At 70.5% G+C, this 25,381-nt stretch carries 27 protein-coding genes; 5 read left to right on the top strand and 22 right to left on the bottom strand.

Features of this window, described 5'->3' with window-relative positions:
- From ACTWQJ_RS16880 to ACTWQJ_RS16825, 12 genes are all read right to left on the bottom strand, one after another.
- The coding region (locus ACTWQJ_RS16880; RefSeq protein WP_443307452.1) for a CoA transferase at nt 1–336 on the bottom strand (336 nt) is incomplete at its 3' end.
- Entirely contained in the window at nt 333–1,502 is a 1,170-nt protein-coding gene (locus ACTWQJ_RS16875) for a mandelate racemase/muconate lactonizing enzyme family protein (RefSeq protein WP_443307451.1), read from the bottom strand. The genes ACTWQJ_RS16875 and ACTWQJ_RS16880, both read right to left, overlap by 4 nt.
- A gap of 35 nt (nt 1,503–1,537) precedes the next feature.
- On the bottom strand, nt 1,538–2,779 hold the full coding sequence (locus ACTWQJ_RS16870; protein WP_443307450.1) for a CaiB/BaiF CoA transferase family protein: 1,242 nt from the start codon (nt 2,777–2,779) through the stop codon (nt 1,538–1,540).
- Complete coding sequence (locus tag ACTWQJ_RS16865; protein ID WP_443307449.1) at nt 2,776–3,963, bottom strand: acyl-CoA dehydrogenase family protein; 1,188 nt, start codon at nt 3,961–3,963, stop codon at nt 2,776–2,778. Before ACTWQJ_RS16865 ends, ACTWQJ_RS16870 begins: the two co-directional genes overlap by 4 nt.
- A gap of 321 nt (nt 3,964–4,284) precedes the next feature.
- Complete coding sequence (locus ACTWQJ_RS16860) at nt 4,285–4,926, bottom strand: CoA transferase subunit B (protein ID WP_443307448.1); 642 nt, start codon at nt 4,924–4,926, stop codon at nt 4,285–4,287.
- Complete coding sequence (locus ACTWQJ_RS16855; RefSeq protein ID WP_443307454.1) at nt 4,926–5,687, bottom strand: CoA transferase subunit A; 762 nt, start codon at nt 5,685–5,687, stop codon at nt 4,926–4,928. The genes ACTWQJ_RS16860 and ACTWQJ_RS16855 overlap by 1 nt, the downstream gene beginning before the upstream one ends.
- A 2-nt stretch (nt 5,688–5,689) precedes the next feature.
- The gene (fahA, locus tag ACTWQJ_RS16850; protein ID WP_443307447.1) at nt 5,690–6,892 is read right to left on the bottom strand and encodes a fumarylacetoacetase; all 1,203 of its coding nucleotides are present in this window, start codon (nt 6,890–6,892) and stop codon (nt 5,690–5,692) included.
- Nucleotides 6,889–7,758, bottom strand: coding sequence for a hypothetical protein (locus ACTWQJ_RS16845; protein WP_443307446.1), 870 nt, complete (start codon nt 7,756–7,758; stop codon nt 6,889–6,891). The genes fahA and ACTWQJ_RS16845 overlap by 4 nt, the downstream gene beginning before the upstream one ends.
- On the bottom strand, nt 7,755–8,951 hold the full coding sequence (locus tag ACTWQJ_RS16840) for a homogentisate 1,2-dioxygenase (RefSeq protein ID WP_443307445.1): 1,197 nt from the start codon (nt 8,949–8,951) through the stop codon (nt 7,755–7,757). Before ACTWQJ_RS16840 ends, ACTWQJ_RS16845 begins: the two co-directional genes overlap by 4 nt.
- A gap of 29 nt (nt 8,952–8,980) precedes the next feature.
- Complete coding sequence (locus tag ACTWQJ_RS16835) at nt 8,981–10,342, bottom strand: MFS transporter (protein ID WP_443307444.1); 1,362 nt, start codon at nt 10,340–10,342, stop codon at nt 8,981–8,983.
- A 34-nt stretch (nt 10,343–10,376) separates the two neighbouring features.
- Nucleotides 10,377–10,622, bottom strand: coding sequence for a hypothetical protein (locus ACTWQJ_RS16830; RefSeq protein ID WP_443307443.1), 246 nt, complete (start codon nt 10,620–10,622; stop codon nt 10,377–10,379).
- Nucleotides 10,619–12,295, bottom strand: coding sequence for an FAD-dependent monooxygenase (locus ACTWQJ_RS16825; protein ID WP_443307442.1), 1,677 nt, complete (start codon nt 12,293–12,295; stop codon nt 10,619–10,621). The genes ACTWQJ_RS16830 and ACTWQJ_RS16825 overlap by 4 nt, the downstream gene beginning before the upstream one ends.
- A 109-nt stretch (nt 12,296–12,404) precedes the next feature.
- Between ACTWQJ_RS16825 and ACTWQJ_RS16820 the strand changes: the two genes are divergently transcribed.
- Complete coding sequence (locus ACTWQJ_RS16820) at nt 12,405–13,091, top strand: IclR family transcriptional regulator (protein WP_443307441.1); 687 nt, start codon at nt 12,405–12,407, stop codon at nt 13,089–13,091.
- Nucleotides 13,092–13,357: 266 nt separating this feature from the next.
- Here the strand turns inward: ACTWQJ_RS16820 and ACTWQJ_RS16815 are convergent, their stop codons facing one another.
- The 3 genes from ACTWQJ_RS16815 to ACTWQJ_RS16805 are packed head-to-tail and all read right to left on the bottom strand — an operon-like array spanning nt 13,358 to nt 14,805.
- A complete protein-coding gene (locus tag ACTWQJ_RS16815) occupies nt 13,358–13,726 on the bottom strand; it encodes a hypothetical protein (RefSeq protein WP_443307440.1) in 369 nt (122 codons plus the stop codon).
- 60 nt (nt 13,727–13,786) lie between these two features.
- A complete protein-coding gene (locus ACTWQJ_RS16810; protein ID WP_443307439.1) occupies nt 13,787–14,389 on the bottom strand; it encodes an amino acid permease in 603 nt (200 codons plus the stop codon).
- Nucleotides 14,326–14,805 carry an APC family permease gene (locus ACTWQJ_RS16805; RefSeq protein WP_443307438.1) on the bottom strand — a complete coding sequence of 160 codons (480 nt, stop codon included), beginning with the start codon at nt 14,803–14,805 and terminating at the stop codon, nt 14,326–14,328. The genes ACTWQJ_RS16810 and ACTWQJ_RS16805 overlap by 64 nt, the downstream gene beginning before the upstream one ends.
- Before the next feature lie 69 nt (nt 14,806–14,874).
- Between ACTWQJ_RS16805 and ACTWQJ_RS16800 the strand changes: the two genes are divergently transcribed.
- A complete protein-coding gene (locus ACTWQJ_RS16800; protein ID WP_443307437.1) occupies nt 14,875–15,303 on the top strand; it encodes an FCD domain-containing protein in 429 nt (142 codons plus the stop codon).
- Nucleotides 15,304–15,360: 57 nt separating this feature from the next.
- Here ACTWQJ_RS16800 and ACTWQJ_RS16795 read toward each other — a convergent pair whose 3' ends face one another.
- The 3 genes from ACTWQJ_RS16795 to ACTWQJ_RS16785 form a co-directional block, all read right to left on the bottom strand.
- Nucleotides 15,361–16,362, bottom strand: coding sequence for a glycoside hydrolase family 43 protein (locus ACTWQJ_RS16795; RefSeq protein ID WP_443307453.1), 1,002 nt, complete (start codon nt 16,360–16,362; stop codon nt 15,361–15,363).
- A gap of 93 nt (nt 16,363–16,455) precedes the next feature.
- Nucleotides 16,456–17,202 carry a PP2C family protein-serine/threonine phosphatase gene (locus ACTWQJ_RS16790; protein ID WP_443307436.1) on the bottom strand — a complete coding sequence of 249 codons (747 nt, stop codon included), beginning with the start codon at nt 17,200–17,202 and terminating at the stop codon, nt 16,456–16,458.
- Nucleotides 17,203–17,217: 15 nt separating this feature from the next.
- Complete coding sequence (locus ACTWQJ_RS16785) at nt 17,218–17,649, bottom strand: SRPBCC family protein (protein WP_443307435.1); 432 nt, start codon at nt 17,647–17,649, stop codon at nt 17,218–17,220.
- Between the two features lie 135 nt (nt 17,650–17,784).
- Here ACTWQJ_RS16785 and ACTWQJ_RS16780 point away from each other — a divergent pair, with 135 nt between their 5' ends.
- Nucleotides 17,785–18,582, top strand: coding sequence for a VOC family protein (locus ACTWQJ_RS16780; RefSeq protein WP_443307434.1), 798 nt, complete (start codon nt 17,785–17,787; stop codon nt 18,580–18,582).
- A gap of 74 nt (nt 18,583–18,656) precedes the next feature.
- Here ACTWQJ_RS16780 and katG read toward each other — a convergent pair whose 3' ends face one another.
- From katG to rox, 4 genes are all read right to left on the bottom strand, one after another.
- Nucleotides 18,657–20,873, bottom strand: a complete 2,217-nt coding sequence (gene katG / locus ACTWQJ_RS16775; protein ID WP_443307433.1) for a catalase/peroxidase HPI — start codon at nt 20,871–20,873, stop codon at nt 18,657–18,659.
- A gap of 32 nt (nt 20,874–20,905) precedes the next feature.
- Complete coding sequence (locus ACTWQJ_RS16770) at nt 20,906–21,343, bottom strand: Fur family transcriptional regulator (RefSeq protein WP_443307432.1); 438 nt, start codon at nt 21,341–21,343, stop codon at nt 20,906–20,908.
- Between the two features lie 105 nt (nt 21,344–21,448).
- Nucleotides 21,449–21,868: a TOBE domain-containing protein gene (locus ACTWQJ_RS16765; protein ID WP_443307431.1), complete on the bottom strand. Its 420-nt coding sequence runs from the start codon at nt 21,866–21,868 to the stop codon at nt 21,449–21,451.
- Nucleotides 21,869–22,016: 148 nt separating this feature from the next.
- Nucleotides 22,017–23,444, bottom strand: coding sequence for a rifampin monooxygenase (rox, locus tag ACTWQJ_RS16760; RefSeq protein WP_443307430.1), 1,428 nt, complete (start codon nt 23,442–23,444; stop codon nt 22,017–22,019).
- Between the two features lie 333 nt (nt 23,445–23,777).
- Between rox and ACTWQJ_RS16755 the strand changes: the two genes are divergently transcribed.
- Together ACTWQJ_RS16755 and ACTWQJ_RS16750 are read left to right on the top strand one after the other, a co-directional pair.
- Nucleotides 23,778–24,458 (top strand): hypothetical protein, encoded by a 681-nt coding sequence (locus tag ACTWQJ_RS16755; protein ID WP_443307429.1) that lies wholly within the window; start codon nt 23,778–23,780, stop codon nt 24,456–24,458.
- Between the two features lie 179 nt (nt 24,459–24,637).
- Entirely contained in the window at nt 24,638–25,282 is a 645-nt protein-coding gene (locus ACTWQJ_RS16750; protein ID WP_443307428.1) for a sigma-70 family RNA polymerase sigma factor, read from the top strand.
- The last annotated feature ends 99 nt before the right edge of the window (nt 25,283–25,381 follow it).

Below are 25,381 nucleotides of genomic sequence, written 5' to 3'. Positions count from 1 at the left end.
CCCGTAGACGAGGCGCGGGTTGCGGGCGAGGCACTCCTCGGGGCCGAGGCCGAGCCGTTCGGTGGCGCCGGGCCGGTAGCCCTCGATGAGGACGTCGGCGCGATCGACCAACTTCCTTACGAAGGCGAGGCCTTCGGGCTTCTTGAGGTCGGTCGCGACACTCCGCTTCCCTCTCTGGAGCGTGTCGTACTCGGGCGGGATCGGCATGGTGAAGCCGCCCTCGCGCTCGACGCGCACGACGTCCGCCCCCATGTCCGCCAGGGTCATGGCGGCGAAGGGAGCCGGGCCGAGCCCCGCGAGTTCGACGACGCGGAGCCCGGCGAGCGGCCCGCTCACTCGACCGTGCGGGCCGTCCTGCCCGCGGTGTGGTGGGCGGCGACGAACGCCTCGTTGAGCTCGATGCCGAAGCCGGGGCCCTCGTTGGGGTACAGCTTGCCGTCCTTGAAGACGGGCACGTTGAGCGCGATGTCGTTCTCGATGCGTTCCTTCTCGTTCTCCCACTGGCCGTGGATGATGAGCGGGCCGAGGTTCTCGTGGGTGAACTGCGAGGCCCACTGGTTGGCGATCATCAGGTGGGCGGACGGGCTGGCTTCCAGACCGGAGCCGATCATGCAGCCGCTCATGACGGGCAGGCCGGCGAGACGGGCCATCGTGAGCCAGCGCTGGGCCTTCACCAGACCGCCGGCCTTCTGCATCTTGATGAACAGCCCGTCGGCGGCTCGCCGGTCGATGATCTCCTTGAGGTGGTGCAGCTCCTGCGCGGACTCGTCGGCGAAGACGGGGGTGCCGATCTTGCCGCGGAGGCGGGCCATTCCCTCGATGTCCCAGTGCGGCAGGGGCTGCTCGACGCACTCGAGGTTGTACTTGTCGAGCTTGCGCAGAGTCTTGAGGGCCTGGTCGTAGTTCCAGAAGCCGTTGACGTCGACGGTCAGGCGTACATCGTCGCCGACGGCCTCGCGGACGGCCTTGACGGTGGCGACGTCGTCGTCGATCGTGCCGTGCCCGGTCTTCAGCTTGACCAGGCAGAAGCCCTGCTCCAGGGCCTCCAGGGCCTGCGGGACGACTTCGTCGGGGGCGCCGGCGGAGGTGACCCAGCCCTGTGCGGAGGCCTCGGCGCACTTGCCGCCGAGGAGCTCGTAGACCGGCATGCCGTAGATCTTGCCCTTGAGGTCGTGGAGGGCGAAGTCGACGGTGGCTTTGGCCTGGTTGTTGTCGCGGACCATCGTGTCCATCTGGCCGACGATCTTCTCTATGTTCCGAGGGTCCTGCCCGATGAGGAACTGCGGGGCGATGTAGTCGCAGATCATCCCCATGATCGACGCCTGCGTCTCGCCGCGGTACCACGTGGAGGTGTCGCCGGAGTCGGCGAAGCCCACGAGTCCGTCGTCGGTGTGGAGCTTGAGCAGGACGCTGTCGATGCCCTCGATGCGCGTGCCCGGCATCAGGAACGGCTTCTTGAGCGGGGTGGTGACCGGGATGGCCTCGACCTTGACGATTTTCACGGTGTTACTGCTCCTTGCGGACTGGACTGCGGCTCTCAGGCGGGGAGGCGGGCGGCGACGGGGCCGAAGGCCCCAGCTGCGCGGAGGCGTTCGAGGCCCTCGGCATCGAATCCGGCGGCGTGCAGCACCTCTTCGGTGTGCTCGCCGAGCAGCGGTGCCCGGTGGCGGACCTGCCCGGGGGTCCGGGAGAGCTTTGCGGGGATCCCGGGGACGGCAACCTGCCGGCCTCCGGTGCCGGGCTGCTCGACGGTGGGGAGCATGTCGCGCGCCGCGAAATGCGGATTGTCGAAGATCGCCTCGGCGTCGAGGATCGGTGCCAGCGGGATCTTCCCGCCGAGGAGTTCGACGAGCTCGGCGACGGTGTGCCGGCCGGCCCATTCGCCGACGATTCGATAGACCTCCTCGCGGTTCTCCCACCGCTTCTGGTCGCTGTCGAACCGTGGGTCGTCGGCGAGCTCCGGCATGCCCATCAGCGCGGTCAGCTTGACCCACTGCGGCTGGTGCGGGGCGCCGAGCGCCACCACGCCGTCCTTGGCCTGGACGGTGTCGAACGGGGCGAACCCCTGCAGCCCATTTCCGATCGGGCGAGGGACGCGGCCGGTGTGCCCGTAGGTGTTGACGACGGGCTCGGACACGGCGAGGACGCTGTCGGCCATCGCGACGTCCACGTACTGGCCCGTGCCGGAGATGCGGGCCTCCCACAGGGCGGCCATCGTGCCGAACGCGGCGAACAGCGCGGGCACCGTGTCGCCGAGGCCGGAGCCCGCGCGCACAGGGGTCGCGGCGTCGGGACCGGTGATGCTCATGAGCCCGCCCATGGCCTGCGCCACGATGTCGAACGCCGGCCAGGTGCGGTACGGGCTCTCGCCGCCGCGGGTGTCGCCGAAGCCGCGGATCGAGGTGTAGACGAGGCGCGGGTTGCGGGCGGCGAGGGTCTCGTAGCCGAGGCCGAAGCGGTCCATGACGCCGGCGCTGAAGTTCTCCACGAGCGCGTCGGCCTTGTCGACGAGCTTGAGGAGGACCTTGCGCGCCTCGGGGTTCTTCAGGTCGAGGACGATGCCGCGCTTGTTGCGGTTGGCGGACTGGAAGACCCCTCCGTACGCGCGCTCGGTGTCGTCCTCCGCGAACGGCGGCGTGTGCCGCAGCATGTCTCCACGGGGCGGCTCGATCTTGACGACGTCAGCGCCGTGGTCGGCGAGGAGCGAGGTGCAGTACGGACCGGACAGCGCCTGCGTGAGGTCGATGACGGTGAGCCCCTTCAGGGCCCCGCCGCTCACCGGAAGTCCTTGCCGAGGAGGGCCCGGCCGATGACGACCTTCTGGATCTGCGGGGTCCCCTCGCCGATCTCCAGCCCGGACACGTCGCGGAGCATCGCCTGGAAGGGCAGCTCCTCCGAGTACCCGCTGTGCCCGTGCAGCACGATGCAGTCGCGAATCGTCTTCAGCGAGGCCTCCGTGACGGACCACTTGACCATCGCCGCCTCCTTCGTGAAGGGGCGGCCCGCGTCGGCGAGGGACAGCGCGCGGTAGGTGAGCCAGCGGCCGGCCTCAAGCGCGGTCGCGTTCTCGGCGATGGGAAAGGAGACGCCCTGATTGTGGGCGATGGCCTTTCCGAAGGCCTTCCTCTCCTTCGCGTATTCGATGGTCATGTCCAGCGCCTTGCGCGCCACACCTGAGGACATGAGACCGATCACGGAACGCGTGTAGTCGAATTCCCGCATGACGAGCCGGAATCCGTCCCCGACACCCCCGATCACCAATTCGTCGGGGACGAAGACGTGGTCCAGGAAAACCCCGGCACGGCCCAGCGGGCGCCATCCCGGGTCGGGGAACCTCTGCATGCTCACGCCGTCGCTGTCGAGCGGGACGAGGAAAGCGGTGACGCCTCCGGGGCAACCCTCGCTCTGGGCGACGCGGGCGAAAGTGATCATCCCCTTGGCGTGCGGAGCGAAGGTGATCGACGTCTTCTCGCCGTCCAGCACCCAACCGCCGTCGGCCCGTTCGGCCTTCATGCGCATCGCGGCGGCATCCGAGCCGCTGCCCGGCTCGGTCAGACCGAGGGCGACCACGTGCTCGCCTGCGACGATGCCGGGGACCCACTGCTCGGCGATGCCCGATGGCAGGAAGCGCTCGAGGAGCGGGCCGGTGAGATTGCTGGTGTAGGCGAGCTGCGAGAGATAGAAGTCGGCGTACGCCAGCTCCTCGTGGGCGATGCCGAGATGGACCTTGGTGAGCGTGTCGCCGAGCTTTCCCTGGCCCCCGAGCTCCTCGGAGGTGCCGAGGCCGAGGAGGCCCTGCGCGCCCATCTGCTTCGCGACGTCCCAGGGGAACTCGTCACTGTGGGCACGGTCGAGATAACCATCGGAGAAGGGGGCAGCGAAACCCCGCACCCATTCCGCGAACTCCTCGTATTCCTCGTCGAAAAGGACAGGCGGATGGGGTGCACTGCTCGTGGTGCTCATGCGGTCTTCTCCTTCTGACACGCACTTCTGTGGGCGGTCGTCGACTGCGAGAGAAAGAAATCCGGACCGGGAGATCCAGAGATCATCCCGCCGTTCAACGGGAGTCTGGCATCCGCGGGCATCCTCTGAATAGGGATGGAAATGTGAGGTACTTCCTCAGCGAATCGATGGTTCCCGGGGCTCGACCTCGGGCCCTTCGCGAGGTACAGGCAGCTCGGCTCTGCCGGACAGGGCAGGGCCAACAGCCCTGAACATGCGACTACGGCCGCACGACCGCCCGTCGGCGGTTGTGCGGCCGTAGTTGGCCCGGTACCCGTACCGTCAGGCCGCCGCCGGGGCGAGGACCGGCGCGGCGGTCCTCTCGCGGAGGTCGGACTCCGTGACGCCCGGGGCGAGTTCCACGAGGCGGAAGCCCTCGGGGGTGACGTCCAGGACGGCCAGGTCGGTGATGACGCGGTCGACGCAGGTGCGTCCGGTCAGCGGGAGGGTGCAGTCGGCCACCAGCTTCGGTGTGCCGTCCTTCGCGGTGTGCTCCATGAGCACGAGGACGCGGCGGGCGCCGTGCACGAGGTCCATCGCGCCGCCCATACCCTTGACCATCTTGCCCGGCACCGCCCAGTTGGCGAGGTCGCCGCGTGCGGAGACCTGCATGCCGCCGAGGACGGCGACGTCCAGGTGGCGGCCGCGGATCATCGCGAAGCTGAGCGCCGAGTCGAAGAAGGAGGCGCCCGGCAGGACGGTGACCGTCTCCTTGCCCGCGTTGATGAGGTCTGGGTCGACTGTGTCGGGTGCCGGGTAGGGGCCGGTGCCCAGGATGCCGTTCTCGCTGTGGAGGACGACGTTGACACCGGGCGGCAGGTGGTCCGGGATGAGGGTTGGCAGGCCGATGCCCAGGTTGACGTACGAGCCGTCGGGCAGCTCGCGGGCGGCGCGGGCCGCCATCTCGGTGCGGGTCCAGGACATCAGGACGGCTCCTCCTCGCGGACGGTGCACTTCTCGACCGGTTTGTCGCCCGTGTTCCGTACGGCGACCACGCGCTGGACGAAGATGCCGGGCAGGTGGACGTGGTCCGGGTCGATCTCGCCGGGCTCGACCAGTTCCTCGACCTCCGCGATGGTGACGCGGCCGGCCATCGCGCACAGCGGGTTGAAGTTGGCGGTGGTCTTGTCGAAGACGAGGTTGCCGTGCCGGTCGCCCTTCGAGGCGCGGACCAGGGCGAAGTCCGTCGTCACGGAGCGCTCCATGACGTACGTCTCGCCGTCGAACTCCCGCGTCTCCTTGAGCGGAGAGGCGACCGCGACCGAACCGTCCGCCGCGTACCGCCAGGGCACGCCGCCCTCAGCGACAGTGGTGCCGACCCCGGCGGAGGTGTAGAACGCGGGGATCCCCGCGCCGCCCGCGCGCAGCCGCTCCGCGAGCGTGCCCTGCGGGACCAGCTCCAGCTCCAACTCGCCGGCGAGGTACTGGCGGGCAAACTCCTTGTTCTCGCCGACATACGAGCCGGTGACCCGGCTGATGCGGCCGTCGCGCAGGAGGATGCCGAGGCCGTGGCCGTCGGTGCCGCAGTTGTTGGAGACGACCTTCAGGTCGTCCGCGCCCTGCGCGTGCAGCGCGTCGATGAGCTCCTGGGGGACGCCACAGACACCGAAGCCGCCGACGGCGAGCGAGGCCCCTGAGGGGATGTCCGCGACCGCCTCGGCCGCGGAGGAGACCGTCTTGTCCATCGTCATGCCTCCACCGCCGGTGCGATACGGCCGGTCACGGCGCCGAAGCCGATGACCGTGCCCTCGGCGCCGGATGCCGTCGCGGTGATGGTGATCTCGTCGCCGTCCTCGAGGAACGTCCTGGTCGAACCGTCAGGCAGCTTCAGCGGGTTCTCGCCGCCCCAGGTCAGCTCCATGAAGGAGCCGCGCTGCTCGGGCTCGGGCCCGTAGACGGTGCCGGAGGCGTAGAAGTCGCCGGTGCGCAGGCTGGCGCCGTTGACCGTCATGTGGGCGAGCTGCTGGGCGGCCGTCCAGTACATCGAGGCGAACGGGGGCTTCGAGACGAGGTGGCCGTTGATGCGGACCTCGAGGATGAGGTCGAGGCCCCAGTCCTCCTGCTCCCGCAGGTACGGCCGCAGTTCGTGGGTGCGCTCGGGGGCGGGGACGCGGGCCGCTTCCAGGGCGTCGAGCGGCACGATCCACGGGCTGACGGACGTGGCGAAGGACTTGGCGAGGAACGGTCCGAGCGGCACGTACTCCCAGGCCTGGATGTCGCGCGCGGACCAGTCGTTGACGAGGCAGACGCCGAAGACGTGCTCGCGGAAGTCGTCCACGGAGACCGGCTTGCCCAGCTGGGAAGGCGTGCCGACGACGAAGCCGACCTCGGCCTCGATGTCGAGCCGCGCCGAGGGGCCGAAGCCGGGCAGGCCGCCGTCGGCGGACCGCTTCTGCCCGCTGGGCCGCACGACGGGCGTCCCGGAGGGGACGACGGTGCCGGCGCGGCCGTGGTAGCCGATCGGGAGGTGCTTCCACTGCGGGGTCAGTGGGTCGCTGCCGGGGCGGAACATGCGGCCGATGTTCGCCGCGTGGTGCTCGGAGGCGTAGAAGTCAACGTAGTCGGCGACCTCGAAGGGCATTCCGAGGGCGACCTCGGCCAGGGGGTGCAGGTGCGGCTCGACGGCGGCGCGGGCGTCGGCGTCGGTCAGCAGCCGGGTCATCTCGGCGCGCACCTCCGTCCAGCGCGAACGGCCCTGCGCCAGGAAGGCGTTGAGGGTGGGCCGGGCGAACGTGTCGTCGCCGAGCGCGGCGGCCAGGTCGAGGACGTGCTCGCCGATGGCGACGCCCACGCGGGCCGGGCCGCCCGCGGCGGGGGTGAAGACGCCGTAGGGGAGATTCTGGATCGGGAACGGGGAGCCTTCGGGAACGGGGACCCAGGTGGTCGTCATGAGTGGTCCTTCACAGCGCTGTCGAGCAGGAGCCGCGCCTCGCGTACGGGGGCGGCGGTGGAGCAGGAGCCGTAGCCGACGAGGACGCGGCGTGCGGTCCGGGCCTCGTCCACATCGAGCGAGGTCGCGTGCCGGGCGAGCCGGCCGGGGTCCTGGGTCTCGAGGACGGCCCGTACGGCGGCCTCGTCCCGCCCCGTCGCGGCGGCGGCCGCCGCGAGGAGGAGGTTGAGGTAGCCGTGGTGGGTGAAACCGGTCGCCGGGTCGGTGTGCCGGACCGCCTTGTGGAGTCCGGCCGTCGCCTTGAACGGCACTCCGGCCGCCGCGCAGGCGCACACGAACGCGGCGGCCTGCGCGGGGGAGGGGAACAGTTCGGCGCGCACCCCGCCGCAGCGGAGCTTGGCGCCGAGCGGCCGGACCCCGGCGCGCGCGGCCAGCGCGGACAGCAGGGGTTCGGGGCGGGCCTGCACCACGGGCTCGGCGTACAGCGGAACGTCGGCGGGAACGTCAGCGACGGCAGCCAACGCAGCGTCCAGAGCGAGCAGTTCGTCGTCACCGAAGCGGGCGAGCGGGACCTCGAGGAGGGCGAGGCTCAGCCGCGGGTCGGCCGCGATCTCGGCGCAGAGCTCCGCCAGCCCTTCGGCGCCCAGGTCGGTGATGAGGCCGAGCTCGAACACGTCGTCGTCGCGGAGGAACCCGCGCAGCTCGCCGACGCGGCTCGCCGGGACGAGGAAGCGGTGCGTGTGCATCGCCTCGCCGGCCACCGCGTCGGCCCGGTGCCGGGCGACGGCCTCGTCCATCGGCAGCGCGGTCGGCGGAAACAGGCCCGCGTCGTCGACGAGTTCGCGCAGCAGTACGTCGGTACTCACGGGCGCCGCCCCGCCCACGTCCAGGCGTACGTGCCGTCGTCGCAGGCTTGACCGCCTTCGCCGAGCTCCATCGGGCGGAACGTGTCGACCATGACGGCGAGTTCGTCGAAGAAATCCGCACCGATGGACCGCTCGTAGGCGCCCGGCTGCGGGCCGTGGCTGTGGCCGCCCGGGTGCAGCGAGATCGATCCCTGGCCGATCCCGGAGCCCTTGCGGGCCTCGTAGTCGCCGCCGCAGTAGAACATCACCTCGTCGGAGTCGACGTTCGAGTGGTAGTACGGCACTGGGATGGACAACGGGTGGTAGTCCACCTTGCGCGGCACGAAGTTGCAGATGACGAAGTTGTCGCCCTCGAAGACCTGGTGAATGGGCGGCGGCTGGTGGACGCGGCCGGTGATCGGCTCGAAGTCGGCGATGTTGAAGGTGTACGGGTACAGGCAGCCGTCCCAGCCGATCACGTCGAAGGGGTGCTCGGCCTGCAGGAAGCGGGTGCCGACGACCTGCCCGCCGGGGCCGCGGTGCTTGACCAGGACCTCGACGTCGCTGCCGGTCGCGGTCACCAGCTCCGTCGGTCCGTGCAGGTCGCGCTCGCAGTACGGGGCGTGCTCGAGGAGCTGGCCGTAGCGGGACAGGTAGCGCTTGGGGGGCGCGATGTGGCTGTTGGCCTCGATGCAGTAGGCGCGCAGCGGCGTCCCGGCCTTCGGGATCCAGCGGTGCGTGGTGGCCCGCGGGATGACCACGTAGTCGCCGGCGCGGGCGTTCAGCACGCCGAACACGGTCTCCACGCGGGCGGAGCCGGACTCGACGTACACGCACTCGTCGCCGAGGCCGTTGCGGTACAGCGGCGAGGTCCGGCCGGCGACGACGTAGGAGATGCGCACATCGCCGTTGCCGAGGACGAGGCGGCGGCCGGTGACCACGTCGGTGTCCTGCCAGGCGCCGTCCTTGAACAGCTCGTGCAGCTTCAGGTGGCGCGGCTTGAGCGGGTGGTTGGGGACCGTCGCGGCATCCGGTACCTCCCACACGGAGGAGTCGGTGACGGCGGACGGGATGTGGCGGTGGTAGAGCAGCGACGAGTCCGACGAGAAGCCTTCCTCGCCCATCAGCTCCTCGTAGGCGAGGGTCTCGCCGTCGTACCGGAACTGGGTGTGCCGCTTCGGCGGGATGGTGCCGAGGCTGCGGTAGTGGGCCATGTTCGTGGCCTCCTTTCGGGATCGTGGTGTCAGTGCGCGGCGGTCGGCGTGGGTGTGGGCGCGGGGAGCGACGGCGCCACCGCGTCGGGGTCGCGGTCCTTCGTCTCGCCCACCCAGAGGAAGGCGGCCACCGTGCACAGCTCGGCGCAGACGAGGAACACGCCGACCGGCCAGGTCGCCCCGGTCTGCCGCATCAGGGCGACACCGAGCAGCGGGGCCGCGGACCCGCCGAGGACGGTGGCGATCTGGTAGCCGAGCGACGCACCGGTATAGCGGACGGCGCTCGGGAACAGCTCGGCGAAGAACGCCGCCTGCGAGCCGCACATCAGCCCGTGCAGCGCGAGCCCGACCGAGACGGTGAGGGTGATGACGCCGAGGTGCCCGCCGTCCACGAGGGGCAGCCCGACCAGTCCCCACACCGCGATCAGCACCGCCACGGTGAGGTTGACATTGCGCCGGCCGAGCCGGTCGGACAGATGCCCGCCCAGCAGCATCGCGGCCACCTGGAAGACGGAGCCGACCGCGACGGCGATCAGCCCGGTGCTCTTCGGCAGGTGCAGCTGCTCGCTGAAGTAGGAGAGCAGAAAGATGCTGAAGGCGTAGTACGCGGTCTTCTCGCCCATGTTGGCCAGCGCGGCGATGGTGACCTCGCGCTTGTGGTCACGCAGCACGATCCGCAGCGGTGCGTGGCCCTCCCGGAGGTTCCCCTGCTGCTGGAGCGCCAGGAACTGCGGGGACTCCTCGACGGCGCGCCGCAGCCACAGCCCGACGAGGACGAGCACCGCGGAGACGAGGAACGCGAGCCGCCAGGCCCACGAGGTGAACTGCGCGTCCGTCACCACCAGGCCGAGCACGGCCAGCACGCCGGTGGCGAGCATGTTGCCGAGCGGCCCGCCGGACTGCGGCCAGGCGGCCCAGAACCCACGTCGCTGCTTCGGCGCATGCTCGGTGACCAGGAGGATCGCACCGCCCCACTCACCTCCGAGCGCCACGCCCTGGATCAGCCGCAGCAGCGTGAGGATCAGCGGCGCGGCCACACCGATCGTGTCGTACGAGGGGATCAGGCCGATCAGGACGGTGGAGCCGCCCATCAGACCGAGGCTGAGCGCCAGCGTGCGGCGCCGTCCGAACCGGTCGCCGAGGTGCCCGAAGAGGATCCCGCCGAGCGGCCGCGCCAGGAAGCCCACGGCGTAGGTGGCCAGAGCGAGCAGGACGCCGATGACCGGGTCGCCGGCCGGGAAGAAGACCTTGTTGAAGACGAGGGCCGCGGCCGACCCGTAGAGGAAGAAGTCGTAGAACTCGATGGTCGTGCCGGCCAGGGATGCGGCGATGACGCGGGCGAAGCCGCGGCCTGTGGCGCCCGCGGGCTGCGCGGGTGCGGGAGCGGTCATGGGGATGACTCCGTTGTCGTCCGTAGGGGCGGCGTTACGCGGTTGCTTCGGCCTCGGCCACGAGGGCCGCGAACCGCTCGGGGTTGTCGTCGTCGAGGGCGGTGAGCAGGGCGAGGCGGATCAGGAAGGGCACGCGGTCCGTGGCGGGCACGCGGTCGACGGCCTCGCTGAGGGTGCGCCAGACGGCCTCGGCATGCGCGACGGCGCGGGCCTCGTCGTCGCCGTCGGTGGCGGTGGTGGTGGTGGTGGTCGGGTTCGGCTCGGTGGACACGGCGGTCATCGCACTCCTCCGGCGGCGAGCTGGTCGGTCAGATGGCGGGTGAGCGGGGCCAGCGGGGCGTCCAGGCGCAGCCGGGCGAGGACCAGGCCGTCGGGGCGGACCAGAAGCGCCTCGCCGTCCGCGAGCCCGAGCCGCTCGGCGACGGCGTCGCCCTCCAGGACGGTGACGCCGTCGATGGGCCTGCCCGAGGTGGCGATCGCGGTGACGGCAAGACCCGCGCCAGGCGCGGCGGACAGCTCGCGGGCGGCGCGGGCGGTCTCGGCCGGAGCGCCCGCGGCGACGAGGGTGAAGGTGGCGCCGCGCAGCGCGTGCAGCCCGGTCGCGGCCCCGCCGCACGGCCGCACCCGCAGGTCGGGCAGCGGGTCGCCGGGCCCCGGACCGACGGCCGTCGAGGTCGCGGGGAGGGTGAGGGAGGACCCGCGGCTGTGGGTGGCGCTGGACTGGCGCGGGTCGATCAGGTGGCGCAGCACCGGCCGCCTGAGGGCGAGTTGGAGGATCCCGTCACGGGTGAGCCGGTAGCCGTCGGTGCCAGGAGTCATGAACAGCGTCGACTTCTCGGCCTGCTCGACGTTCTGCCGCCAGGCGTCACGCCGCTCGTCGGCCACCGTGCGCAGCAGCTGCGGCCCGGCCTCGCCGCGGGCGACGGCGGCCAGCGCCCACGCGTACACGTCGGCGTCCTCCAGGCCCGAGTTCAGCCCCCGCACGCCGAAGATCGGCACCAGATGGGCGGCGTCGCCGGCGAACAGAACGCGGCCGTGCAGGAAGGACTCCAGAGCGCGGGCGTGAGCGCGGTACAGGCTCGACCACTCCAGCGTCCAGGGCCTGGTGTTGCCGAGCCAGTTGAGGTGGCGGGAGATGCGCTCGCGGATACGGTCCTCGCGGGTCTCCAGGTCCGCGTCCTCGCCGGGGGTGAGCTGGTAGTCGACGCGCCAGATGTCGTCGGGCTGGCGGTGCAGGATGATCGTCGACCCCGGGTTGGACGGCGGGTCGAACCACACCTGCCGCTCTGCGGGCAGCTCGCTCTCCCAGTGGATGTCGGCGATGACGTAGCGGCCCTCGTAGCTGGTGCCCTCCAGGTGGACACCGAGCACCTTGCGGACGGCGCTGTGCGCCCCGTCGGAGGCGACCAGGTGGCGGGCGCGCAGGGTGCGGGTGCCCTCGGGGGTCTGGGCCGTGACGGTGACCTGGTCGTCGTCCTGAGTGACGGCGGTGACCTCGCTGCGCCAGTGCAGCCGGATGTGCGGGTCCTTGACGACGGCGTCCAGCAGGATCTGCTCGGCCACGGACTGGGAGATGTTCACCATCGGGACGCGCACGTCGTCCACGCCGTGCGGCATGGAGAACGCCAGCACCTCGGTGTCCCGGTAGTGGCTGCGGCCCTTGGTCCAGGGCAGCGACAGCCGGTCGAACTCGGCGCCCACGCCGAGGCGGTCCAGGACTTCCAGTGAGTGCCGCGAGAGGCAGATGGCCCGGCTGCCGTACGAGACCGAGTCCCCCGCCTCCAGCAGCGTGACGGTCACGCCGCGGCGGGCGAGACCGAGGGCGACGGCCAGTCCGACGGGGCCGGCCCCGGCCACCACGACCTGTTCGGGGTCGGCATCGGGCGCGGTCGAGGGGAAGTCCACGAACTCGTGGTGCTGCGGCTCGAAGTACACGAGGTCGCTCCCTTGCATTGTTGCAATTATCGAAACAATGTGTTACGAATGTTGCAACACCATGGGCGGGGTAGTGTGCCGAAGTCAAGAGGGCGGCAGGAAAAGACCTGCTGGAAGGGGTGATGGGGTGGCCGCGGACGGTTCTCAGACGCTGGAGCGCGGACTGACGGCGCTGCGGGTGATCGCTGAGGCGCCGCAAGGCCTGACGGCCAGCGAGGTCGCGGCGCGACTCGGGGTGCACCGGTCGATCGCGTACCGCCTGCTCACGGCACTGGTGCGGCAGGAGTTCGCAGCGAAGGACGACGCGAACCGGTACCGCATCGGCGTCGCCTTCTTCACCCTGGCCCGGCAGGCTCGGCCCTCACTCCTGGACGCGGCCCAGCCGGTGCTGCGGAAACTCGCCGCCGACCTGGAGGCCACGGCGTGTCTCGTTGTGCCGGAGGGGGCGCACGCGGTGGCCGTGGCGGTCGTCGAGCCCCCCGGCTCGGGCGCGCGGCTGTCCTACCGCGTCGGCAATCGCGACCCGCTGGACCGAGGCGCGGGCGGACTGGCCCTGCTCGCCGCGCAGCCGCCGTCCGAGGGTGAGCCGGCACGAGTGGCCGAGGTGCGGGCGCGGGGGTACGCGACGACGCGGGAGGAGCTGATTCCGGGGACGTACGGCGTGGCGGCACCGTTGACCCGGCGGACAGACGATCCGCCAGCCGCCATCACAGTGTTGACGCACCGTGAGGACGTGGCGGACTCCGCCGTGCCGGCCGTTCTGGCAGCGGCCCAGCAGCTGTCCGGGGCTCTGTCCTTGCCGACGGGGACCTGAGGGCAGCCGGTGATGCCCTCAACGCATGTCTTCAGCAGGCGTGAATCCACTCACTGCTCTTGGTCGTCGACATGGGACCACGTGATCCGCTGGAATTGAGATCCGCTGGGCAAAGATGCAGGGATGTCGACTGTGTCGACTGTCCGGCGTCACAAACCACGACGCATGGCCCGGCGTGCCGCCACGGACTCGAAGTATGCCGGTCGAGGGCAGCCGACCGCGCGCCCGCGTGCAAGGCCAGTGGAGCCGTCTCCGTAGGCACTCGTTCAGCCGGACCTCACCTCTCTGCTGTCGGGCGGGTAGTCCTCGGCCAGGGCTCGGTCGAGTTGTTCGGTGCGGAATCCTGCGCGGACGGACCACCGGTAACCGACGAGGAAGAGCACGAGGAGGGCCAGCAGGTCGTACGGTTCGGGCAGCGCTGGTGCGGATTGCGGGCCGTATTCGCCGTAGTAGGAGAGCGGCAGGATGGCGAGCAGGACGGTGATCAGCCAGATGCCGCCGTCGAGATGCCGGCGGCCCTCAGGGGTGCCGGCCGTTCGCAGGGCGATGATGTAGAGCGCGATCGTCGCCGCCACGGCGCCCATGTACCAGGGGAACTCCCAGCTGCCGGGGCGTTGGTGCTCGGTGAGGTTCATGAACCAGCCGCCGCGCGCGGTGATGAAGAGCTACACGGCGAGGAAGACGGCGGATACGGTCTATCCGGTCCTGCGGCTGATCCAGCCGCCCGCCACCGCGGTGTAGGCGCTGTACACGGCGAGGCCGGCGAAGACGATCGCGAACAGCTGGATCAGCGAGGTGAAGCCGGCGGCCCCCAGGGCCGAGAAGAGCGGGGAGGAGGCCCAGTCGCTGGTGGTCAGTCCGGCCCAGTCGCCGGGAACGACACCGGCGTCGGCCCAGTCGAGGGCGGCGAGGAAGCCGACCTGCAGGCCGAGGTAGATGATCATCGGGATGAGGACGGACAGGATGACGGCGAGGGGGATGTCGCGCCGCGGATTGCGGGATTCTCCGCCGTAGTCGAGGACTTGGCGGGAGCCGAGGTAGGCGAAGGCGATACCGCCGACGGTGATCGCCTGGAGGATGCCGCCCGGCCCGTTGGGGACGTGCCCGCCGGGGACGTTGATGTTGCCGGCGTCGAAGGCGAACAGCAGCAGGACGAAGGTGACCGTGGGGATGAGGATCTTCCACAGCGTGACCCAGGTGTTGACCTTCGCCAGCAGGTGCACTCCGAAGATGTTCAGCACGAAGAACAGCACGAGGAGCGCCATGCCGGCGAGAATCCCGGTCGGCCAGGTGAGCACGGTGGTGTCCTGGTCGACCCCACCAGGCCGAGGTGTTCGTAGCGGCCGCCGAGGTAGGTCAGGACGGCCTGGGCCTCGATCGCGGGCAGGCAGACGTTGCCGATCCAGTAGCCCCAGCCGGCGAAGGCGCCGTGGGAGAGGGCCGGGTAGCGGACGATGCCGTCGGACCGGGGGAAGAGGGTGCCCAGTTCGATCCAGGGCAGGCAGACGACGATGAACAGGGCCGCGCCGATGATCCAGGACAGGATGACCGGGGGGCCGGCGACGGAGGCGGAGGACGGGACGGCGAACAGCCATCCCGAGCCGATCTGGGTACTCACGCCGAGCAGGGTGAGCTGCCACAGGCCGAGGCTGCGTTTGAGCTTGCCGTTCGGAGGGTCGGCCGTGGTGTCAGGTGTGTTGGTTAGGGTGCTCATGAACCCTCCCGGGGATTCGGCGGCCCTGCTCTCATGTGGCGTGAGGAAGGTCGGGGCCGTGGGACCGATGTGTCCGGGGGCGGTCTCCTGGCCGGGAGACCGCCCCGCTCAGCCGACCCCGACGGCACCCGGCGGGACAGGCTGAAGACCGCTTGGCAGGAGTACCGCACCGCGCACAGTGCGCAGGACGCCGCACGCCTCCACCAGGCCCACGTCGCCCTGCACCGCACCATCTGGGACGCCTCCGACAACACCATGCTGAAGCGGATCTGGCCGACCGTGGAAGCACAGATCAACCTCGCCATCACGGTCGACGAGAGCACCCGGTCCGATCCCGATCGGGCCCTGCACGTCCACGAACGGCTGATCGACGCCATTCTCGGCGGCGACCCCCGGACCATCGAAGCCGAGGTGGAACGCCACACCCGGGCGAGCGCCGAGGAGCTGCTCGAGATGATCGCCGAGCGAAAGCGCGACGCGGAGGGCTCCGGTGCCTGACCGGACAGGCCTGGGTCTGGCGGTCGGACCACAGCCGTGGTGCTGCTGGACTCGTCGTCATCCGCCACCATCGAGGTCGGCACGTCGCCGGACGATCCGTAGCTCGTGGCCGAGGAGCTGCATCTCGTACAGCTTCCCGCGCGCGTTGTCGAAGGGGCGGTGGAGGACCAGCATCAGTCGGCCGTCGAAGGTGTGGAACAGCATGCCGTGACCGCTGTCGTTGCGGACCAACGGCCGGTGCTGTTGCCAAGGCCCTGCAAGATTGCCGGACTTCGAGACGGCGTAAGCCTGCACATAGCCGCCGCCGATGGTGCCGTCCTGGCCCGTCCTGTTCTTTTCGTACGTGGACCACAGCATGATCAGGGAGCCGTCAGGGGTGCGGTACAGCTGCGGGCCGTCGGTGACATAAGGCGGGAGCTGATGCGGTACGCCGCTGGGGATCTGCTCGCTGAGCCAGAACGCGTCCGACGCCTTGAACAGGAAGACCGGGTCTCCGACGGTTTCCGACAGGTCCGGGGCGAGTCGGATCGCCTCCATTGTTCCGTCGATGGTCTGCAGCCACTCGTGTGCGTACACCATCCAGGGCTGCCCGGACGGGTCGACGTGGAGCGTGCCGTCGAGGGTCATGAGGTGCTCGGGCGGGGTGGGGCGTGACGGGTCGATGACGGTGAAGGGCCCCAGCAGTGAGTCGGAAACGGCGATGATCGTGCCGCGCATGTAGTTTGCGAGCTGGAAGGGCGTGCCCCATTGGCTGGGTGGTGGTACCGGAAGCGGCTTGCTCTGGCTGTGCAGGGTGGTGAACAGGTAGTACCTGCCGCCCCATTCGTGCACCTCCGGCGCCCATCCGCCGTCGGTCGCCCAGATTCCCTTCTGCCCGGCGGTCAGGAACACCACCACGGGGCGCATCCAGTCGCGCAGGTCGTGGCTGCGGTAGACCATCGTGCCGGTGCCGTCCACGCCCGATACCGACGGGTCGTTGGATGTGTAGAGGTGGTAGGTGCGGGTCTTTTCGTCGGTGACGATGAACGGATCGTGCAGCGGCATGTCGGGAAGCCGCATCAGCTCGGTGTCAGCCACCGTCGAAGAATACGTTGGCCTTCCGGGCGAGGCAGCGGGGCAGCCGTACGCGCTCGTGATCGGCCGTCAGCAGCCCTACTCGTCGCCGACGCGCACCACCGCCAGCGTGATGTTGTCGGGGCCGCCCGCCTCGATGGCGGCCTTCCACAACTCGAAGGCCGCACGCCCGTCGTCGTGCTCCCGCATCACCTCCTCGAGAACGTCCGTCGTCAGCGGGTCGGTCAGACCGTCCGTGCAGATGAGGAAGCGATCGCCGGGTGACAGGGACTCGGCCGTCACGTGGGGGACGACCGCGCGGTGGGCGGAGCTGCCGCCCAGGCACTGGGTGACCACGGACGTGGTGCGCTGCCCGGGTTCGAGCGGTGGGCTGTCGTCGACGCTCACCTGGCGCAGCGTGCCTTGCGAGGCCGCGTAGACCCGGCTGTCGCCGACGTTGAACACCAGCAGCGAGTCGCGTTGTACGACGACTCCGGCCACCGTCGTCCCCATGGTCGCCAGCTCGCTTTCCTCGTCGCCGGCCGCCTCGAACACGGCGCGGTTGCAGGCGTTCAGGGCGCTGCGGACGGCGTCCTCGCTGCTCAGGGCGGGACCGATCGACGCGATCCGGCGGGCCACCAGCGCGCTGGCCACCTCGCCGCCGGGATGCCCGCCGAGGCCGTCGGCGACGGCGACGACGAGGGGCGTCCCGAGCGGGAAGACCAGGGTCTGCGGACTCTCGGTCACGGTGGCACACAGGGTCCACGGGCCGATGACGAGGCTGTCCTCGTTCCGGTCACGCAGCAGCCCGGGATGGCTCAGCGCGCTCACGGCGACGTACGGCATGCGGCGCCACCCCGCTCACCGCTCTTGTTCCACGTACTCCTTGAAGTGCTCCAGATCGCTGCGGACGAGCCGCTCGATCGCGTTCGCCTGGGCGAATCCCTTCGGCCCGCCGAAGGTCTCCCTGATCGCGCCGGGGTCGTACTCGAGCCGTGCCTGGACCCGGGTGTGGTTCTGGTCGATGGGCTGCAGCGAGAAGGAGCCTGCCAGCTCGGGGGCGCCCGAGGTGTGCCACTCCATCACGCGTTTGTCGCCGTGGTCGGAGACCTCGGCGTCGAGCTCCCGGGCCCGTCCGCCGGCTTCGACGTCCAGATGCGCTCGGCCTCCCGCCTCCGTGCGGGCGGCGCGTACTCCCTCCACGAAGCGCGGATAGTTCTCCACCCGGTGCAGGCTCTCCCAGGCCTTGTCGACCGGGACTCCGATGTCGACATGTTCTTCGAGGGTGCTCACGGCCCACCTCCATGTGCGGATCATGACGGATGGCCTTCCGCTTCCAGTGTGCGCCTGGCACCGGCCGGTCGCCGGGTGATTGTCAGTGCCGGGTGTCACGCTGAGGTCACACAGGATCTGCGAAAGGGAATCGCCGTGATCACCACTGACTTCGTCCCCGGCTCCCCCTGTTGGCTCGACCTCGGTGCCCCCGACGTGCAGGCCGCCGTGGCCTTCTACGGCGCGGTGCTCGGCTGGGAGTACGAGTCCATGGGGGAGGGGGAGGACATGGAAGGCGGGATGTTCCGGAAGGACGGCAAGATCGTCGCCGGGCTCGGCAAGCTGACCGAGGAGGGTGCCCGCTCGGCCTGGATGATCTACTACTGCGTCACCGACGCGGACGCCACGACCCAGGCTGTGGAGCGTGCGGGCGGCACGGTGCGAGTGGCGCCGATGGACCTCGACGAGTGGGGCCGGATGGCGCAGTACAGCGATCCGCTGGGGGGCCAGTTCGCCGTCTGGCAGCCGGGGACGAACAAGGGCGTCGAGCTGGTGGACCAGCCGGGCTCGCTGTCGTGGACCGAGCTGTACACGACCGACACCGCGGCTGCGAAGGAGTTCTACGGCGGTGTCTTCGGCTGGCAGTTCAGTGACATGCAGCTGCCGGGCGGCGGGGGCACCTACTCCCTCATCACTCCCGCCGGGCTCCCCGAGGAGCGTATGCACGGCGGCATCATGGAGCTCCCGAAGGAGAACCTTGCGCTGGCGAACGGGAGGCCGTACTGGCACCCGGTCTTCGCCGTCACCGACTGCGACGCCGCGGTCGCCGCGGTCACCGAGAACGGCGGCAGCGTGCAGATGGGGCCGGAGGACGCGGAGGGTGTCGGCCGGCTGGCCGTCTGCCTCGACCCGTCGAGCGCGGACTTCGTGGTACTCACTCCGAGCACGAGTTGAACCCCGGGAGACCGGACGTCCGGGCCGGCCCGTGCAGACCGGCCCGGACGTCGTGATCGGAGTGATCGGGATGATCAGACGAGGTCGAACCGGTCCAGGTCCATGACCTTGTTCCACGCCGCGACGAAGTCGTTCACGAACTTCTCCTTCGCGTCATCGCTCGCGTAGACCTCCGCCAGGGCGCGCAGCTCGGAGTTCGAGCCGAAGACCAGGTCGGCGCGGGTGCCGGCCCACTTGACCTCGCCCGTGGCCGCGTCGCGGCCCTCGAACGTGGTCTGGTCCTCGGACGTCGCCTTCCACGTCGTCCCCAGGTCGAGCAGGTTGACGAAGAAGTCGTTGGTCAGAGCGCCGGGCGTGTCGGTGAGGACGCCGAGCGGCGACTGCTGGTGGTTCGCGCCCAGGACGCGCAGGCCACCGACGAGGACCGTCAGCTCGGGGGCGCTCAGCGTCAGCAGGTTCGCCCGGTCCAGGAGCAGGTACTCGGCGGGCAGCCGGTTGCCCTTGCCGAGGTAGTTGCGGAACCCGTCGGCGGTCGGCTCGAGCGCGGCGAACGACTCCACGTCCGTCTGCTCCTGCGAGGCGTCCACGCGGCCCGGCGTGAAGGGGACCTCGATGTCGAAGCCGCCGTCCTTGGCGGCCTTCTCGATCGCGGCGCCACCGGCGAGCACGATCAGGTCGGCCAGGGACACCTTCTTGGCGCCGGAGTTGAAGTCCCGCTGGATGCCCTCCAGGGTGCGCAGCACCGTCGCCAGCTGGTCGGGCTCGTTGACCTCCCAGCCGCTCTGCGGCTCGAGGCGGATGCGCGCGCCGTTGGCGCCGCCGCGCTTGTCGCTGCCGCGGAAGGTGGAGGCCGACGCCCAGGCGGTGGACACCAGCTCCGAGACCGACAGGTCCGAGTCGAGGATCTTGGCCTTGAGCACCGCGATGTCCTCGGCGTCGATGACCTCGCCCTCCGCCTCGGGCAGCGGGTCCTGCCACAGCAGGGTCTCCTCCGGGACCTCCGGGCCGAGGTACAGCGACTTCGGCCCCATGTCGCGGTGAGTCAGCTTGTACCAGGCGCGGGCGAAGGCGTCCGCGAATTCCTCCGGGTTCTCGTAGAACCGGCGGGAGATCGGCTCGTAGATCGGGTCGAAGCGCAGCGACAGGTCGGTGGTGAGCATCATCGGGCGGTGCTTCTTCGACGGGTCGTGCGCGTCGGGGACGATCTCCGGGGCGTCCTTGGCCACCCACTGGTGGGCGCCGGCAGGGCTCTGGGTGAGCTCGTACTCGTACTCGAAGAGATTCTTGAAGAACCCGTTGCTCCACTGGGTCGGCGTGGTGGTCCAGGTGACCTCCAGGCCGGACGTGATGGCGTCCGCGCCCTTGCCGGTGCCGTAGGTGTTCTTCCAGCCCAGGCCCTGCTCCTCCATGGAGGCGGCCTCGGGGTCGGCGCCCACGTGGTCGGCCGGGCCGGCACCGTGGGTCTTGCCGAAGGTGTGGCCACCGGCGATCAGGGCGACGGTCTCCTCGTCGTTCATCGCCATCCGGCCGAACGTCTCACGGATGTCGCGGGCCGCGGCGATCGGGTCCGGGTTGCCGTTCGGACCCTCCGGGTTGACATAGATCAGGCCCATCTGGACCGCGCCGAGCGGGTTCTCCAGCTCCCGGTCGCCGGTGTAGCGCTGGTCGTCGAGCCAAGTGGTCTCGGGACCCCAGTAGACGTCCTCCTCCGGCTCCCAGACGTCCTCGCGGCCACCGCCGAAGCCGAAGGTCTTGAAGCCCATCTGCTCCAGGGCGACGTTGCCGGTGAGGATCATCAGGTCGGCCCAGGAGATGCTCTGGCCGTACTTCTTCTTGACCGGCCACAGCAGACGGCGCGCCTTGTCGAGGTTGCCGTTGTCCGGCCAGCTGTTGAGCGGGGCGAAGCGCTGCTGTCCGGCGCCGGCGCCACCGCGGCCGTCGCTGGTCCGGTAGGTGCCCGCGCTGTGCCAGGCCATACGGATCATCAGCGGGCCGTAGTGGCCGAAGTCGGCGGGCCACCAGTCCTGCGACGTCGTCAGCACCTCGGCGATGTCCCGCTTCACGGCCGCGAGGTCGAGGGCCTTGAACGCCTCGGCGTAGTCGAACTCCTCGCCGAGCGGGTTGGCCACGGCGGGGTTCTTGGCGAGGATCTTCAGGTTGAGGCGCTCCGGCCACCACTGGCGGTTGCCGCCGCCCTGGGTCGGGTGCGGGGCGCGCCCGTGCGCGACCGGGCAGCCGCCTGCGGTCTCCGCCTTGGGGTCGGTGACGATTGCATCGGGGTTCTCAGCCATGGGAATCCTTCCGGACTTGGGGATCACGGTGCTCAAGTACTGCGGCGGGTGGAACAGCCGGGGCATACGCCCCAGTAGATGACCTCGGCCTCGTCGATCGAGAAGCCGTGGTCGTCGGACGCGGTCAGACAGGGGGCCTCGCCGCGCGCGCAGTCGACGTCGGCGACGGCACCGCACGACCGGCAGACGACGTGGTGGTGGTTGTCCCCGACGCGCCCCTCGAACCGGGCCGGACTGCCGGCCGGTTCGATGCGGCGTACGAGTCCCGCCGCGGTGAGCGCGTGGAGGGCCTCGTACACGGCCTGGAGGGAGACATGGCCGACGCGATCGCGCACGCCGGAGGCGATCGCCTCGACGCCGAGGTGGTCACCGGCCCGGACGGTCTCGAGCAGCGCGACACGGGCGGCCGTCACCCGCAGACCGGCACCGCGCAACTCCTCGGCGGTGGTCGGGGGCCGGGATGCGGTCATGCCGCCGAACCTACCCTCAAGAACACGAACGGTTCAAGAAAACGAATGGTTCTAATTTTGTGGCGTGTCGTGCGCGTTCCTCCGCCGCCCCGGCCGCCGTTCGGATCAGTCGACCGCGAGCGAGACCTCCGTCGCCTTGATCAACGCGACGACGGAGGAGCCCGGTTCCAGGCCGAGGTCGGCGACCGCTTCCCTGGTGATCGCGGAGGTCAGCTCACCGCCTTCCGTCGCGATCCGTACGGAGGCCATGGCACCGCCCGTCGTGATCTCCCGCACGGTGCCGCGCAGCCTGTTGCGGATGGACAGGCGGTCCACACTGCCGGTGGCCAGGGCGACCTCGGTGGACTTGACGAGGGTGCGCACGGCGGAACCCTCGGCAAGACCGAGGTCGCGCACCGCCTCCCGCGTGATCGCCGCGGTGATGTCCTGACCTCCGTCGAGGCGGACGGTCACGGTCGCCATGGCCTCGCCGGTGGTGACGGCGGTGACGATGCCGGGCAGTTGATTGCGGATGCTCAGGCTCACGGCGGAACACCTCGAAAGGGATGTACTTCTTGGATCAGGGCATAGTGCAGCCTTACGGTAGCCCCGTCAGCCCTGCCCGAACGGGTATGACGACCCGGTTGGGGCTGAGGGCGTGCCCCTCCTACCCTTTCGAGCCACAACCGCGTGCTCAGCCGGCGGCAGCGCCGAACCACTGGGGCAGCCGGCCGAGCAGATCCTGCTGGTCTTCACCGACCCATGCCACGTGGCCGTCCGGCCGCAGCAGCACCGCGGGGACGTCCAGTTCCTCGCTGACGTCGACGACGTGGTCGACCCGGTCTGCCCAGCCCGCCACCGAGAGCCGGCCGGTCTGGTCGAGCAGCAGTCCGCGGCCGCCGTGCATCAGCTCGTAGAGGCGACCCCGCTTCAGCTCCACGTCCCGCATCCGCCGGCCGAGCAGTTCATGGCCCTCGCCGAAGTCGTAGCGGACCCCCATCGCGGTGATCTTCTCGATCAGGTACCGGTTCACCTCCTCGAAGTCCATCAGTTCCGACACCAGCCGGCGCACTGCTTGGGAACCCGGCTCGGTGGACATCAGCTCCATCTGCGCGCGGGTGTTGTCCAGCACGTCGGCGGCCACCGGGTGCCGTTCGGTGTGGTAGCTGTCCAGCAGCGCCTCCGGTGCCCAGCCGCTCACCTCGGCGGCCAGTTTCCAGCCGAGGTTGAACGCGTCCTGGATGCCGAGGTTGAGTCCCTGCCCGCCGGTCGGCGGGTGGATGTGCGCCGCGTCGCCGGCCAGCAGTACCCGGCCGACCCGGTAGCGCTCGGCCTGCCGGGTGGCGTTGCCGAAGCGGGACAGCCAGCGCGGTGAGTGCACGCCGAAGTCGGTGCCGGCGACCACCCGCAGCTGCTGCTTGAACTCATCCAGGGTCGGCGGGACCGTGCGGTCCTCGGCCACCCCCTCGGCGGGCACGACGACGCGGTACACCCCCTCCCCGAAGGGCGCGAGGCCGAACCGCTTCTGGGTCTTGCGGACTTCGGCCACCACGGCGGCCACCGTCTCGGGTGGCACGGCCACCTCCATCTCGCCCAGCAGCGTCTCGACCCTGGTGGGCTCGCCGGGGAAGCCGACGCCGAGCAGCTTGCGCACCGTGCTGCGGCCGCCGTCGCAGCCGACGAGGTAGCGCGAGCGCAGCCGCGTGCCGTCGGCCAGCTCGGCGGTCACCCCGTGGTCGTCCTGGCTCAGCCCGGCCAGTTCGCCACCGCGCCGGATCTCGGCGCCGAGCTCGGTGGCGCGCTCGGCCAGCAGGCGGTCGGTGGTGGTCTGCGGGATGCCGAGGACGTAGCCGTGCGCGGTGTCCAGCCGGTCGGGCCACGGCTTGTCGATGCCGGCGAAGAAACCGCCGACCATGTACTGCTGACCGTGCGCCAGGAACCGCTCCAGCAGACCCCGCTGGTCCATCACCTCGATGCTGCGCACGTGCAGGCCGAGCGCGCGGACATGCCTGGTCGGCTCCGCCTCCTTCTCCAGTACGAGCACGTGCACGCCGTGCAGCCGCAACTCGCCGGCCAGCATCAAGCCGGTCGGTCCGCCACCGGCAACGATCACGTCAAACATGAGAACCCCCCCATTCGACAAGGCTGTCGGCCAGCTGCTCCGCGCAGTCCGGACGGACAAGGGAATACATACTTCGTGAATCCCTGCTTTCCGCAGTTTCTGGCCTCGGCCGGAGATTCTGCAGTACGACCCGGGTCTTGCCGCAAGACCCCCCGTGCGCTATACGTTGAGAGTGGCAAGGAGTGGGTAACCTCCTTGCCTTTCCCATTTGTTGTGGCCGCGTCCGGCATGTGCGTGTGGCTCGTATCACATGGCTCGGATTGAGTCGCGGACCCCGCCGATTTCCGTACCCACCGGTGACACCGGGACGCCGGATGCAAGGATGAGGCCGTCATGACTGCTGGGTGGTGTTCTCGCACGGTTCGGGCCGCGGTGTTCGCGGCCGTCTGTGTGCTGCTCGCCGCCCTGGGTCACGTACTGATGTCCGGCAGTCATGTGTCCTGGTGGGCGCTGGCCGGCGGCGTCGCCGTGACCGCCGCCGGGGGTTGGTGTCTGGCGGGCCGGGAACGCGGGCTGCCGCTGATCGTGGCCGTCGTGGCCACCGCCCAGACGGCGCTGCACTCGGCGTTCTCCCTCGCGCAGTCGGCGACTGGGGGACAGCACACCGTGCCCTCGGACGCGGGTGCCGTGGGCCACGACATGTCCGCCGCGCACATGTCCTCGATGCATATGGGCTCGATGCCCATGCACTCGATGGACGCCATGGACCTGGGCCACACCGCGGGTCACGCCATGGGCGGCTCGTCCTCGTTAGGGATGATCGCCGCCCACCTGCTGGCCGCACTGCTGTCCGGTCTGTGGCTCGCCCATGGCGAGCGTGCCGCCTTCCGCATTCTGCGCGCCGTGGCCGGATGGCTGGCGACGCCGCTGCGGCTGCCGCTCGCCGTGCCCGCCCCGCCGCACGCCCCGCGCCCGCGGCCGTGGCGGCGCAGTTCGGCACGGCCGCCGCGCCGACTCCTTCTCGTCCACGCGATCACCTCGCGGGGTCCGCCCCTGGGGACCGCTGTCGTCTGACGACAGCCGGCCTCCCGAGGCAGCCCCGAGGCGCCTCGGGCCACGGTCGTACGCCCACGCGGGCATCCGGACGCCCCGCAGGGTCCCGTACGGCCTGAATCCCCACTCGCCGGATCCTGCCCGCAGCGTGCCTGTGCGCGCCGCCGGCCGGGCTTCCGGATGACCGAGAAGGACACCAGGTGATCACTCCTGCCCTGCCCGCCTCGTACGAGAAGCGACGCGAGACGTTCCGCGCGCGAACCGAGGAATACGGGACCGAGACCGCCGACGAGTCGATTACCGCCTGGGCGCTCGCCGCCCGCGGCGGCGACCCGGACGCCGTCGACCACTTCGTCCGTGCCCTGCACCGCGACGTCCTGCGCTACGTCGCCCATCTGTGCGCCGACCCCCAGGCCGTCGACGACCTGGCGCAGGACACGTTCCTGCGGGCGCTCGGCAGCCTGCACCGCTTCGAGGGCCGCTCCTCCGCGCGCGCCTGGCTGCTGTCCATCGCCCGCCGTGCGGTGATCGACAGCTATCGGTATGCCTCCGCCCGGCCGCGCCTGAGCGACGTACCGGACTGGCGGCTGGCCGTGGAGCTGGCCCAGCCGCGCGATCTGCCGGGCTTCGACGACGGCATCGCCCTGCTCGACCTGCTCGCGGCGCTGCCGGAGGAGCGCCGGGAGGCGTTCGTCCTCACCCAGCTGCTCGGGCTGCCGTACGCGGAGGTCGCCGAGCTGACCGACTGCCCGGTCGGGACGGTCCGGTCCCGCGTCAACCGGGCCCGCACCGCGCTCATCGACCTGCTCGCCGCGGCGGACGAGCCCGCCGCGCTGGCCGCCTGAGCGACGACCAAGGGTGCCGACGCCCGCCGTGGAGGCGGCCGTCGGCACCCTTGTGTGCGTGCGGTGTGGCCGGTTCGGCGAAGGCCGCCAACACCACGG

The sequence above is a fragment of the Streptomyces sp. KR55 genome, from assembly GCF_052245645.1.
GTDB classification, from domain to species: domain Bacteria; phylum Actinomycetota; class Actinomycetes; order Streptomycetales; family Streptomycetaceae; genus Streptomyces; species Streptomyces flavusporus.
Note: the sequence above shows the minus strand (reverse complement) of the source record. Positions and strands in the feature narration are given on the sequence as shown.